The organism is Polaromonas sp. P1_F4 (assembly GCF_056405675.1).
In genome coordinates this window covers 193872-208343 of the sequence record NZ_JBFUBP010000005.1, presented here as the reverse complement: position 1 = coordinate 208343, position 14472 = coordinate 193872, and the positions used below count along the sequence as shown (strand labels likewise).

5 protein-coding genes are annotated in these 14472 nt (G+C 63.9%); all 5 read right to left on the bottom strand.

The window, feature by feature from the left end; translation table 11 throughout:
* Nucleotides 1-101: 101 nt before the first annotated feature.
* The 5 genes from AC1DYQ_RS12660 to AC1DYQ_RS12640 all read right to left on the bottom strand — a co-directional run bounded on the left by AC1DYQ_RS12660 (nt 102) and on the right by AC1DYQ_RS12640 (nt 14430).
* Nucleotides 102-2786 (bottom strand): hypothetical protein, encoded by a 2685-nt coding sequence (locus AC1DYQ_RS12660; protein ID WP_477687080.1) that lies wholly within the window; start codon nt 2784-2786, stop codon nt 102-104.
* A 71-nt stretch (nt 2787-2857) separates the two neighbouring features.
* Nucleotides 2858-8896, bottom strand: coding sequence for an SdrD B-like domain-containing protein (locus AC1DYQ_RS12655; protein WP_477687079.1), 6039 nt, complete (start codon nt 8894-8896; stop codon nt 2858-2860).
* 116 nt (nt 8897-9012) lie between these two features.
* The gene (locus AC1DYQ_RS12650) at nt 9013-11655 is read right to left on the bottom strand and encodes a beta strand repeat-containing protein (RefSeq protein WP_477687078.1); all 2643 of its coding nucleotides are present in this window, start codon (nt 11653-11655) and stop codon (nt 9013-9015) included.
* Between the two features lie 118 nt (nt 11656-11773).
* Complete coding sequence (locus AC1DYQ_RS12645) at nt 11774-12274, bottom strand: hypothetical protein (RefSeq protein WP_477687077.1); 501 nt, start codon at nt 12272-12274, stop codon at nt 11774-11776.
* A 665-nt stretch (nt 12275-12939) separates the two neighbouring features.
* Nucleotides 12940-14430 carry an aminotransferase-like domain-containing protein gene (locus tag AC1DYQ_RS12640; RefSeq protein ID WP_477687076.1) on the bottom strand — a complete coding sequence of 497 codons (1491 nt, stop codon included), beginning with the start codon at nt 14428-14430 and terminating at the stop codon, nt 12940-12942.
* Nucleotides 14431-14472: the final 42 nt, after the last annotated feature.

Here is a 14472-nt window from a genome sequence, read left to right as displayed (position 1 = left end):
CTATTAATTTGATAGCTGCTTGCGCCCGTCCTTATTGGCCGGAACGAGAAGACCATCAACCAATTGTCCCAGGGCAGCAGCCTTCTTCCTCATCAACAAGCTTACTGGTCGACCTTGACGCGATAAGTGACAACGATCTGGGCCCCGGAGGCCAGCGAACCGGTAAAAGTCCACTTCAGCGCGCCCTGCGCGTTCACGGCCGGTTGCGTGGTCACAACGCAGCCCGTAATACCCGTCGGCAGCACGCCCGGGCAGGCGGTTGAGACGAAGCCGGTGAACGCCGGTGTCGAGTCGCTCACAAACAGCGTGGACAGCGCCTGCGTGCCGTTGTTGGTGGCCGTCAGCGTGTACTGAAGGGTGTCGCCAGGGCTGGCGTTCACGCTGGTGGCCGCTGCAATGGCCTGGGTGACGTTGCTCACCAGCTTGGCCAGCGACAGGTCGCCAGCCTGGCCGACGGTGGTGATATCGGTGACAAGCAGGGTGCTGACGCTGAGCGCCGGGCTGGCATTGGTGTAGCTGAAAGCGGCGCTCAGGGTTACGCTGTTCTGCGCCCCCTGCCCGGCGCCTGCGGGTACGAACTGCTTGACGATGAGGCAGACGGTCTGCCCGGCGGTGACGGTGAGAACTGTGGTGACCTGCGCCTCGCTGGCCTCCAGCGCCGCGTTGCAATTGCTGTCCTGATACAGCACCTGGCTCCACGCAGGGCTGGCCGGCGTGGCGGTGTTGGCCATCGAGAAGGTGACTTGCCCGCCGGTGCCGGCGGTGTAGGTGTGGGCGTAAAACACGACCGTGCCGGGCTGGGCGGTTTGTGCGCCGTTGGGACCCAAGGTGTTGGGTGCCACCATGCCGAAACTGATGCCGGTCCGGGTCAGGCCGGAGCCGGCGGTGTAGCTCACGCTGGGGCGGGTGTAAGTGCCGCCCGTGGTGCCCGCCGAGCCGCCGGTGGCGGTATAGCCGGACGGCAGCACGGGCGTGAGGACCACGGTACCGCTGGTGGCACCTGGAATCCACAGAATGAAGCTGCCATCGCTGGCCGTGGGTTCGGTGTCCACCGTCGTCGCACCCTGCATGGCATTGACGGTAATGCCGGCCAGGCCGGGCTCCGTCCCGGCCTTCACGCCGTTGTTGGCGGTGCCGCCGCCCGCGCCGTTGTCGGCGAACACGTTGCCGCTCAGCGTGCTGCCGTTGTACAGGCCGAAATTCTGCGGTGGGGGCGGCGCGCCCACGATGCTGAACTGAATCACGCCGGTGGGGTTCTGCGTACCGATCAAGCCGGCCGGATACGCAGCCGCGATGTCGCTCAGGGTGTTATTGCCATCCACGATCAGGCAATAGTTGCCCTGCTGTATGTTGGTGAAGCTGTAAGCGCCGGTGGTCAGGTTGACCGAGGCAGCCACGGTGGCCGGCCCCGTGCAGGTGCCGCCCGTGCGTGGCGCAAGCTTGACCCACAGTGCGCTGGCTCCGCCTATGCCGGCCTCGCCTGCGTCCAGATTGCTGTTGTGGTTGGGGTCGCTGTAAACGTTGCCGCCGAAACCCAGGGCCACTGCGCTGACCACGGGCGCAGCACAGCCGGCACTCGGCGTGTTGGCAGCCGTGCAAGTGGTCGGGGTCGGTGGGCTGGTGCCGCCGGCCGGGTCTACGGCGGTGTAGTTGGTGACCGTGATGTTGCTCGTCGGTCTTGCCGTGATCTGCAGCGTCGAGGTGCCGCCGCTGGCTGTGATGGTGCCAACGAAATTGCAGGTCACCAGCGTGCCGCCGGCATTGGCCGCGGTCGAGCAGGTCCAGCCGGTGCCGCTGCTGCTGACGTAGGTCATGTTGACAGGGAGCTGGTCCACCACCCGCGCGACAAAGGCCGGTGTCGTGGTGGTGGTCGCCACAGTGAGGGTGTAGACACTGTTGATGCCCACCTGCAACGCAGGGCTGGGCTGCGACTTGGTGACGGTCAGCGTGGGGTAGATGGGCGTGATGGTCACGGAGCCGTCGCCACCGGGATTGCCGGTACCCGGCGCTGTGCCGGTGACGGAAGCGCCGCCCGCGCCGCCCGCCGAGGCGCTCGCGGTGAAGGCTGAAATCAGCACCGTGTCGCGGCAGGAGCCGCCTCCCGTGGCCTGGCGGGTGGCGTTGGCACCGCTGCTGTCCACCAGTTCCGCGCCACCCACACCGGCCGCACAACCGCCGCCACCACCGCCGCCGCCAGAACCGTCGCCGACACGCGTCGTGCCGGCGGTGCCGGCCCCGCCTTGCAAGGTGCCGATCGTTATCGCTGCCGGCAGGCCGGCGCGGCCCGGCACGTCGAGCGCGCCGCCCTGCCCGCCGCCACCGCCGCCGGCGATGATCAGCCTGGCATTGGCGGCCGTGGCCACCACGCTGGCGGCACCGCCGCCGGCACCGCCGCCGGACCAGCCGCTGCAGCCGGCCTGGCCACCGGAGCCGCCGGCCCAGCCCGGAGCACCGCCCGCAAGGCCGCCCGCGCCCGCCGCGTTGGCGCAGGTAAAAGCACCTTGCGATGTGTTGCCGGGCCGGCCACCCTGTCCGACGGCCACATTGAGCACGGTGCCGGGAGCGATGTAGTAAGTGCCGGTGGCCCGTGCACCCGCGGCGCCGGCGCCGCCGTCGCCGTTCAAGTCATTGCCGCCGCTGCCGCCGCCAGCGCCGTTGGCCTGGATGATCACGCCGCCAGCACCCGCCGGCACGGTATAGGTTTGCAACGCGCCTGTGTAGTTAAAGGTCGTCTGCGCCATTGCCCACGGCGCAGCCACCAGCATGATGACGGCGGCCCATGCCATGCGGCCCGCCGTGCACGACTGCGGACGCAAGTCATGGGCAAAAGAGGAAACGCCTGGACGCTGAAAGAACATCATGATTTGGGACCCGCCGTGTTGGAAGGTGAGGCAGTGGCCGTGCCAGCCGGTTCGAACACATTCTCGTCAAACTTGAAGCGTACACGCAGGTAGACACCGCGCTGGGTGTAGGCTTCGCCCGCCAGGTCAGCGGCCCTGAAACCCTTGATGTTGTAGCCCAGTGACACCCACATGTTTTTCCAGGCCAGGTAGCCGACTTCCACGCCCACCGCGGTCTCCGCAGCGCCGTTACCCCACATGCGGTAGGCCTGCAGGCTGACGTCCCAGCGCTCGGTAAGGTCCCAGGTGGAGCGGCCGCCGATCAACTGTGTAAAGGAGCGGCTGCTAATGCCGTTGGACTTGTCGCGGCCCCATTTGGCGGCATAGCGTGCGCTCGTCACCCAGCTGCGGCTGGGCTGGATATTGAGGTGGGTGGAAAGAATCAGCCCGGACTCATCGCGGCTGACACCCGGGCCCAGGGTGCTGTCCGAGTCCTTTTTGTATTCGATACGACCCAGCGCATTCCACACGTCAGTGCTCACCGGGCGATAGGCCACGCCGGACTGGGCTGTAATCAATTCACGCTTACCGCCCGTGGCGCCGAGGTTGGTCTGCTCGCTGTAGAGGCCGCGATTGAGCAGGGTCCAGCTTTCGTCCAGCTTGTTGGCCAGCGCGCCCGTCAGCAGCCAGCTGCTCGAAGTGGTCGATGTCTGCCACTGCACCTGGCCGGACGCTTTCCAGGTGGCCGCGGCCGTGTAGTCGGCTCCGATGGTGACGGCGCTGGAATCGTCAATGGTCACACCCGACAACGGCTTGATGCGTTGCAAGCTGGCTGTCAGGCCGACGCCGTTGTCCAGGCGCCAGAGCCTGCGCAGGCCAACGGCTGCTTCACTGCTGCGGCCGTTGATGCTGTCACCCATGCGGTATTCATTGAACAGCTGCGTGCTGTCCGGCAGTTCTGTGTTGAGGCCGGCAACGGTGGTGTATTGCGAAGTCGACGCATTGAGCGTGTAAATGCTCTTGAGGCTATTGATGAAGTCGTGGCGCGCATACAGGCGCGTTGTGGAATTAATGGCATAGTTTCCGCCGACGCCGACCTCCCGGCCGCCGCTGCCGTCGATCGCGTATTCGGCCAGGCCGTAGACGTCGGCTTGGGGCACATCCGGAACCGGCACCGTCACCTTGACCCGCGCCGTGGTGTAACCCACCTCCTCGGACGAGCCTGAAGCCAGCGCCGTGGCGGAAGGCGTCACCGGAACGCTACTGCCAGGCAAGGCCGGACCGGAAAGCGCAGCGGCGGTGTTGGCGCTGCTATAGCGCACGCCAACTTCCACCTTCACATTTCCGGGCAGGCTGTGTTCGAGCTTCAGGTCCGCGCCGGTTTGTGCCGCGCCTGTCACGCTGTTGGCAGTGCGCAGCGCTTCAGCGACAAGCCTGTTCTTGTCATCCACTGCATAACCGATTTTTGCGCCGTATTCAGACTGGCCGGCCGACTGCACGCTGTTGGGGTTGTAAAAACCCGCACTGGTGCGCGCACCCCAGACACGCGCCTGCAGCGCCTGGTCGTCATGGCGGACTTCCACGCGCTGGCCTGAGCCGTTGCCCTGCAGGTCTGTACTGCTGCGGGCGATTTCGCCGGTGGCCACGGTCTTTTCGCCCAGCTTCGCCGTTACGTTCAGTCCGCTGAGGTTCTGTCGATTGGCGGGGTCGGTGTCCTGCACCGCCGTCGCGCCGAGCGATATACCCGGAAGGACTTCCAGGCGCGCATCGGCGCCGGCGACCGTATGTTTGGGGCCGCCCGAGTCCACCGAATAGCTAACCCGCACGAAGATCGGATTCAGGTCGGCGTCCACGCTCGGAACCGGGGTCTTGAGCAGGAGCTGACCGCTGAAAGGTTCGATTTCGTAGTCGGTGAACTGCGCCAGCGGTGTGTCATTGACGATGACCGACGCCTGGCTGCGGCTGCGCGTGAGGATGTCGACCTGCTGGCTATTGACCACACCGTTGATGTTGAGCCGGAACGGCCCGGAAGTGCCATTGGCGCGGAATTCCTGCACCAGCTGCGTCGTCGCCGTGCGGCTTGCAAAGCCTTCCACGGTCACTGCGCCTTCCTGGTAACGGCCCTTGACACCGTTCAGGGCGCGCGCGTATTGCGTGAGCTGACGTGCGGCGTTGTCGCTCTGGGTTGAATAGTCGCCCAGCAGTGCGTAGTTGGTGCCGTTTTGCAGCATCACGTAGAGCTTGCCGGTGGACTGGGCGTCAAAGCCACGCGCCGACGAATCGCCATACACCGGGTAAAACTGGTTGGGCTGGATATCGCGGAACAGCGCCGTATTGGAAGGCTTGTCGGAATCGTAGGCCAGCGTCAGCAGTGAAGAACCGAGCACCTTGCCTTTGAGGAACAGCGCAGTCCGCGCAGCCGCTTCGCCCTTGCCGCCCGCAAAGCTGCGCGACGTGCTCCGGATCTGCCGTTCAAAAACATCGCCGCTCTGCGCAGGTTGCAATGCGGAAGGATTGAGGCTGCGCAGGTTGAGGGTGCCCTCCACAATACCGGCCGCAATCATGGGCCGCAGGTTGGGCATGAACTCGATGGCCGCCACAGACTTGACGGTGCCACTGGCAATACCAAGCTCCGCCTTTCCGGGCTGGGCTGGTGGCAACAGCAAAAAGCGGCCCTCACCACCTTCAACAAAGACCTGCGTGCCGGGCTGGCGTGCATCCAGGTCGGGAGTCTGCCACTGGCCAAGGCTTGCCTGCAGCGTCACCTGGGTACGCACAACCACCGGCAGCCCTTGCGCATCGCGCAGGGAGATGGTGACGGGAACGGCAGTCGCGCCGTCAGCAATCAGCTGTTTCGGCGCATCGATTTCGATTCTTGCCAAAGTTCCCGGAGCCAGAACCGTGACTTGTGCGGTTCCACGCGCATTGCCAAAACCGTCAACAGCGCGCACGCCCAGCGTGTTGCGGCCGGGGCGGAGGTCAACACCGATGTATTCCCAGGCGACGACGCGGTTCTTCTCAAGACTGCTCTTCTTGCCTACCTGCGTGGCGGGTACCAGTTGCCCATTGAGGGTGACTTCCAACGTGGCGCCTAGCGGGCCTTTCACCCGGACGCGGGTCTGGGCTGAAGGCAACACCTGCTCGTTGACCAGCCCGACAAAACCCGTTTCACCATTGAGCTCCGGCAGGAGATCTTCCAGTGGAACGACTGCCTGTAGTGATTCGGCAGCGGAAACCGCGGAAGGTGGCACAGACTCCGACGCGACCTCCAAAGGCGTGTAAATAGGTTTGGGCAACCCCTGGGCGTTAGGCGCGTATGGTCCGCCCGGATCGCCCACTGCGCCCAGGGTGCCCGGCAGCGGTGCCACCGAACCTGCGGGAGTATTGTTTTTCTGTGCTCCGGGCAGACCGAGCACGCCACTGGAGGGAAGCGTCCGGCTGTCCACCGAGGCTGCACGGCTGGACTGCAGCAACTGGCCTGCAGCCTGGGCGATCTCCGACGGATTGCCCAAGGCCTTTCGGCGAAGCGCGATCTGCTCCTGAATGGCAGGCGTGCATTCGGCGATGGCAAAGTCGGCCTTGTGGAGTTCGCCATTGATCAAGTCCACAAAACGGCTGGCTGCATCCAGGGCATTCCGGTTGTTGAGCACCTGGAGCGAAGCACCTGCAGGCAATGTGATGCTGTCGATCTTGGCGATATGGGTGCGTGGCTCGAGGCCGTAGAAACTGTATTTGCCTTCCTCGTCCGTCACCGCATAGGTGCCGTCTTCCAGATAAATCCGAACGCCCGGAATACCCGGTTCGCCAGCGTCCTGCACACCATTACGGCTGCAATCGGCAAACACCTTGCCGATCACATAGGCCTTGTTGGAAAACACACCACCAACGACCTGGACGCGAACGCTGGACCGGTTGGACCGCACCACTCCGCTGGCGGCCTGCGCCGTATTGATACCGTCGCCGCCCTGGCTGCCCACGCCGACGCGCACACGGTAGGTCAGCGTCGGCTGTGAGCCGGAGGCAATGGCACCCACCGCAAACTGAAGGCTGGGACCCGCACCGCCTGAAGGGTCTGCAAGGGGCACGCCGTTGAGCCGTGCCGTGCCGCGCACATAGGCAAAGCCGGCTGGCAGGCTGTCGCTGACCACAACACCGGGGAGCGCCCCCGCACTGACGTTATTGAGCTTGATCGAATAGTCGACAAAGTCCCCGATTTCTGCTGTCTTCTTGTTGGCTGTTTTCTGGATAAACAGGCCACCCGCATTCGCACCAGGATCCAGGGGTACGTCGAAATGCACAGGCGCACCCGCCACGACGAAATTGCCTCCGTAAGAGCCCGGTGTATCGATCAGCCGACCCGCAGGCTGTACCCCGGCAGGAAGCAGCGATGGAAAGGTGAAGCCCGCCGGTTGGGTGATTACCAGCCGGTATGTGCTGTTGGCCACCAGCGGAAATTCATAAAACCCGTCGGCAGCTGTCACGACAACGCTGGGAGCCGGCGTTACCCCATCTATCTGGAACACGACGGCTGGCCCACCGGGAACCCCGCCATTGCCGGCACCGGTGACGTCGATCAGCGCTACCGTGGCGCCGGCAACAGGCTGGTTGGTGGATGAGTTGAACACGATGCCGGAAGGATCCACCAGCAGCGTGGTCGTCGCCGAGACGGTGATGCCGCCGCAGGAGGAAATCGTGGCCGTCACCGTGTCGTTTCGCAGCACTTCCAGTATGCCGTCGCCGGAAGCCACGATGTGCGTCGCCGCATTGGCTGTGGGAACGTTCGGCATGATGCGGAAGATGCCGGTGTTGGGGCCGGTTTCCACAGCCGTAAAGGTCTCTGAATCTCCCGTAAGCCGGCTCACCAGCGTGATCGGCACCGTACCCACTGTCGTGGAGTCAGCGTTGCACACAGCGGCATTGGCCTGCACAAACAGTGGATGGCCCGGCGTACCGAGGGCAGTCCGGTTGGCATAAGAAGCGTTGCTGTAGAAAAGGATGTCTGCCGCGTATGCCGGCAACGGCAGCACCACCATATTGCTGGTGGTGGTCAACGGTGCAGCGGCATCAGTCCAGTCCGCATAGGCCGTGCCCGACACATTGCCAGACGCGTTGGCGTTCACGCTGACATTAAATGTTCCCTGGAACAATCCGCCCTGAGGCAACGCGGCAATGCCCCAGGCAACGGCGTCCACCGTGGCACCACCGGGTATTGCCGTGACATAGCTGTTGGTCGCTCCGCCCAGCAGGTGATACAGCGTCTGGGCACCGGGACTGGTAGACGGCAGGGCCGAGACAAAGGCCGTGTTGACCGGCACCGGGGCGCGCAGGATGAAAAGCGCCACCGGTGCGCCATTGACAAGCACATTCGCCGGGCTGGCCGCCATGTTTCCGTTGTTGATGGCCCTTGCGGTAAAGCTGAGAGCACCACCCTGAGTAGCGGTGGCCGACGAGGCTGAATAGCTGACCTGGATTGCCGCACCATTGGTGAGATTGATCGTATCGGTGTTGGTCGCGCTGGCCCCCTGGACCTGGCTCAACGCACTCAGGGTAATCTGGGCCGTCTGGCCAGGCGTCGCGCCCGGCGGGATCTGACCCGTGATCAGCAATCCGGCATTGGCGCCAACGGCAACCATCACGGGACTTCCGGCAGGAACCACGGGTTCACCCGCATCCACCAGACCGTTGCCATTGACGTCCAGCACCACCTGGACATTGAGCGGTGTGAAGGCGCTGCCGCCGGAAACGCTGGCCGTGATCAGGTAGTTCGTCGTGCTGTTGCCGGTGTTGGCAAGGTTATGGTTGATCGTGAATGACGAACCTACGCCGATCAACAGGTTCTGGCTGGATGCCAGCGTGAGCGCCTCAAGCGTCGCCACCGTGGTGTTCACGGTGTTGGAGTTGAGGTGAACCGTCAGACCCGTCGCCGCGTCCACAAAAGTCGCCGTCGCCGTGTTGCTGATCACCGTCCCCGCCGGGGTCGGCGCTGCCTGTGCTGCTGCCCAGAAGAGCAGCAACATGCAGGAGATCAGCAGCTTGCGCAGCGGGCGAGGAAGCATGGTTGATGGGCTTGTTGTTCGGTTTTCGACAGGGCGTCGCTTTCCAAAGGGCACGCGGCCGTGCCCTTTGAAAAGCGGGGAAGCTTTCGCTTCCCGCGCTTGAGGTCAGTCCCGGGTTAGGGGTTGATGCGTACACCGAAAGTCACGACAGCCGACTGACCAGGGGTCAGGGTGCCGATCGTCGCGGTGACGGTGCCCGCTGCGCCTGCGGAAGGGCCGGTCACGGTACCTACCGTGCTTGCCGCAGCGCTGCTCAGGGTGGTGTAACTAGGTGTCGCGTCGGACACCACAACGGAGGTCGCGTTCGCGGATCCGACGTTGGTTACGGTGATCTGGTACAGCACGCACTGGTTGGGACGGGCGCTCAGGGTAGCTGCCGCGTAGACCGTGCCACCGTTGGCGCCAGCGCAAGCCGTGTCCAGGGATTGCGCCTTGGTCAGCGTCAGGTTGCCGGCGATCACGGTCGTACTGTCAACCGCAGTAGCCACGGCAGGAACCGTCGTCGCGTAGCTGCCATTGGTGGTCGTGACCGTGATGGTCGTGGCGTCCACTGCACCGGGGGTTGCGCCGCTAGGAGCGATCACCTTGTTGAACACCGTGATCGATGCACCGGGAGCCAGACCCGCAGGCAGGACGCCCGCGGCATGTAGCGTGCTGCTGATCTGAGGGTCGGTCGCGTCGAGTACGCCGTTGGCGTTGGCATCGTAGTACAGCGCGGAAGTCCAGCCGGCCTGGTTGTCGGCGCCGGCCAGGGTCAGCGTACTGACCGTGCCGTTGCCTTCCAGCACGTTGCCGGTATTGGTCAAGGTGTGGCTGTAGACGTAGGAGCCGCCTGGGTAGGTCTGGCCGGCGCCATTGGGCGTCAGCGTGACCGAGCGCACGGCGCTCACGATCACCGCGTCATGCAGCGTGTCTGAAGCGTTCGACGTGGGCGACAGCGTGCGGAAATACAGCTGCGTGGTGCCTGCCGCAAAGCCGGCCGGCACACCCACCACCGCGCAGACGACTACGTTGCCGCCGGCGGCCACGGAGCCGGTGTTGGTGATGGTCGCGCCGGTGGTCGAGCAGTTGCCAACGCCGCCGTCGGCGCGGAAGCTGACCGTCCAGCCAGCGGGCAGCGTCACACTGGCGAAGGTGTTCACCGTGCTGGCGCCCAGGTTGTAGCTGTCCGGCGACGGGCCGGTGTTGTTGGCCACGATGGTGAAGACCGTCGAAGCGCCCGGGTTCAGCGTGTTGGTGACCTGCGCGGCACCTTCACCGTTGGCAAACACACCCACGCCGGGCACACCCACGGCGGTCGGCAGATTGTTGGTCGCATCAACTGCCGCGGCAGTCACGGCGGTCAACTGGTCGTTGGTGGTGGCCGTCTTGGTCGGGTCAAACACCGAGGTGGCCGTCTTGGTAATGATGAAAGGCGCACCGGTGTTGGTCGCGTTCGGCGGCAGCGTGGCCTTGAGGATCACGTTGTAGGTGGCGCCTGCGGCCAGCGGGCCGGTGTCAACCGTGCCGTCGCTATTCGTATCGACCAACGGCGTGACGCCGTCGCTCTTGTACAGCTGGAAGGTCGTGCCGGCCGGGAAGTTGCCCGTGCTCAGCGTCATGTTGAAGGTGTCGGAGCCGTTGCCGGTATTGGTCACCGTGTTGGTGAAGCTTACCGTCGAGCCGGGCGCGGCCGGGCCAGGCACCGTGGTGCCGGTCAGCGTCACGGCGGCGGTCTGCAGCACCGTGAACGGCACCGTATTGGAGCCGCCCGTTACCGTGGTAGCGCCGTTGTTGTAGGACGTCGTGGCGGTGTTGTTCAGCACACCGGGTGCAGTTCCCCCGGCCACGGTCACGCCGAAGCTGATGGTGCCAGATTGGCCAGCCGTTACCTGGTTGAGCGTGACCAGCAGGGTCTTGGTGCCCAGGGTGTAGCCCGAAGTCAGGGTGTTGGGTGCAGAACCACTGGAGGCACCAGAGTCGCTCAGCGCCGTGGCGCCCGTCACGCTCCAGCGTGCAGAGCCCGCGGTATAGGTCAGGCCTGCCGGCAGAACGTCGGTGATCGCCACGGCGGTGGCCGTGCTGTTACCGGTGTTCGTGTAGGTCAGGGTGTAGGTGATGGCCGTGCCGGCGGAGCCGCTGGATACGCTGGCCGACTTGGTCAGCGTGACGACTGCGTTGGTCGTGGCCGTGGTCACGTCGGTGTTCGACTGGGTTTTCGTCGGGTCAAATACGCTGGTGCCGGTCACCGTGATGGTGTTGGTCTGTGCCGCCGTAGCCGTGCCCGGCAAGGTGGCGACCACGATGTACTTGAAGAGGCCGCCTGCGGCCAGTGCGCCCGTCGAAGTGATCGCCGGGCCCGTTGGTGTGCCGCTGCCGTTGTCGGCAAAAATCTGGACGCTGGCCATCGAGAAGCCACCGGTATTGCTGGTGGTCAGGTTGAACGTGTCCGTGCCGTTACCCGTGTTGGTCAGGGTGTGCGGGTAGTACACCACGCTGCCGGGTGTCGCGTTCTGCGCGCCGTTGGCCGCCAGGGTCAAGCTCGCAATCTGCTGCACCGTGGTCTGCACCACGTTCGACGTGACCGTGCGCGTAATGCCGGAGGCATCCGAGTACGTGGCCGAGGCCTGGTTGCTGATGGACGTGCCCGCGGGCGGCGGCGCGGCATGGGCCGCCAGGCCGGCCAGAGCCAGCGCAAGCGCGACAAACAATCCCACAATCCAGTGGGTGAAGAAGTGCTGCAACCCTAAAGGCTGCGGACTCGAAGGATTGGCATACATGGCTTTTTCTCCTGGCTACTTAACAACGGTGAATCAACAAACAATTAACGGGGAACGGAAAGGCGAAATGCGCCGCCCGCATGGCGGGAGGCGCAGCTGCGAGGGAAGCTGGCCGTCATCACGGTTTCGCAGCCGGTGCGGCTGCAGGTGAATCGATGCGCACACGCAGACTGACCACGGTGCTGGCGCCTGCGGCCAAGGTGCCGGTTTCCCAGCGCAAGGCGCGATAGTCAGCCAGGGGAACGGGCTCTTTGCGCACGCTGCCGTCGGCCTGCTTGACCATGCGCGTCAGCGGCATGGGTGCAAAGATGCTTCCGTCCGTTGAGGCCAGAGCCTGTGCAGGTTCGGCACTTGCCGCGATAAAGGTGGTGCCCGGAGGCACCGGTATGGTTGCCAGAAGCTTGCCGGCTGCAGCGGCGCTGGTATTGCGGTAAGTTGCGCTGTACTGCAGGACATCCCCCGGTTTGCCATCGCCGGCAGGCTTGAGCACGGGCTTGCCGCCCACCATCTCCACGCGCTGCGCCAGGAGCTGGGAAGACACCGGCGAGGCTTGGGCCAGCACGGCCTGGCCAAACACCAGCCCGACGGCAAAAATACAAAGTTTCAGGGCAGATTTCATGGGTAACGTCCTTTCGTGACTCTCGGCAAATGGCTGGCTCGGAGGCAGATCCATGTAGGGCCGGCAACATATGCGCATCGATATGTGTTTGAGACGTAACTTTATGTTACTTATCAACTTTTAGAGCCTCGATTACTTCACACAGATGCAATAGATGTGAATAAAAACAAAAATTTCGTGAGAAAAATCGCATAAATGTCCGTATTTAGTTGAATTTCAACCTTTAATAATAGTAATTAAAACAGAAAGTTACATCTTAAAACATTGAAAATCTCCCCGAAGCCTCGAAAAAATTAATGAAAATTAACTAAAACCGGGTCTGTAGCTGATCAATTAGAGTTAATCCGTAACCAATGGAAACGACTATCAGATTAGCGGCCAAGCCGAGTGTCATTTTGGAAAGGGGATAGGTAGCCGGGCAGCGCCAATGGGAAGCCGGAGGATGAGGAAAACAAGGAGAAAAGGGAGTGAAGAGCAACTCCCCAGGCGCAACAAGCCAGGTGAACTCCAACGCGGAGCATGGCGGGCGGAAGACATAACCGCGTAGTCGCGGCCGCTCCCGGCGGGCAGCGTGGCGAAGACAAGCGGCCCGAACCCGGCGCCAAGCTCGCTTCTTCGCGGGCGGCCCTGCGCTGCCAGGGCAAGCCGCGAAAGAAGGAGGAAAGTTACCTCACGGCATCACGCAAGCGCGCAAACACCTTCCAAAACGCAGCCTCCTGCGTGGTTGCAAAGTTGATGCGCATCAATGTGCTGGGTTTGCGCGCCGCGTGAAACAAGCCGCCAGGCGCAATCAGGTAGCCCTCGTCCAGCATGCGCTGGGACAACGCATCGGTATCGACGCCCGTGTCGACCCAGCCGAACAGGCCGGCGGGCTCCGCAGCAAATGTGCAGCCGTGAGCCAGGGCCAATTTGACGCTGCGTGCACGCGCGCCGTCAAGCCGGGTGCGAATACGCTCGGCATGCCGGCGTAACTGGCCCTGATCTATGCACCAGGCCAGCGCCTTCTCCAGCAGGGCTGGCGTGGTTAGCGTGGCCAGCAGTTTGGTGTCCAGCAGGCGCTCGATGAGGTCGGGGGGTGCGGCCATGAAGCCGACGCGCCAGCCGGGTGCCAGAATCTTGGCGAAGCCGCTGACATAAATCGTGCGCTGCAGGCCATCGAGGGCGCATAGCCGCGTGGCATGCTCAGGCGCCAGGTGGCTGTAGGTGTCGTCTTCAACAATGTGGAAGTTGTGTTGCATCGCCAACTGCAGCACGCGGTGGGCGCTGCCGGGCGTGAGGCAGTAGCCCGTCGGGTTGTGGAATACGCTGACACTGACAAACAGCTTGGGCTGGTGGATTTCGCAGTATTGGGCCATCACCGCCAGGTCCGGGCCGTCGGCGCGGCGCGGTACCGGCAGGATGCGCATGCCTAAAGCGTCCAGCCGGGCGAACTCCACCGCCCAGCCGGGCTCCTCCACCATCACACAGTCCCCGGCACGCAGCAGCGTGCGGCTGACAATGTCGAGCGCATGGGTGGCGCCAACGGTGGTGATGATCTGCTCGGGCGCGGCGTGCACATTGAGCGCGCTGAGCTTTTGCGAAAGCGCACGGCGCAGGCCGCTGTCGCCCATGGGTTCGCCGTACTGCAGCGAAAAGTCCCGCAGCGCGCTGACGCTGGTGACTTTGCGGACGGCGGCCGGCATGAAGGTGGTTTCGAGCCAGTCTGGTGGAAACACGCCCATGCCGGGTTGCGGCTTGTTGCTGACCTTGTGGAACATACCGCGGATCAGCGCCGTCGCATCCACCGGCGCCTGGCGCGTGGCCATCCAGGTCGCAGTGCTCCAGGCGCCCAGGGGGGCGTGGCCCGCGGTCGTACCAGTTTTTGCATCTGCTATATTTTTTATAGCTGCCGGCGCTTTGGGAGCCTGCCCCAGCACCGCATTAAGCGAAGTATCACGGACAAAAAAACCGCGGTTCTTGCGCGCCACCACCAGGCCTTGCGCCAGCAACTGGTCGTAGGCCGCCACCACGGTGGAGGCACTCACACCCTGCTGCTCGGCACACAGACGCACAGAAGGCAAGCGCGCACCGGGAGCCAACAGGCGGCTACGGATGCGCTCGGCAAAGCGCGCCGACAGCTGTTCGGTCAGGGACTGAGAAGCGGTTTTCATCAACATGGTGTGGCCTCGGCACGCCCTGCAGGCGGCATGTGTGCTGAC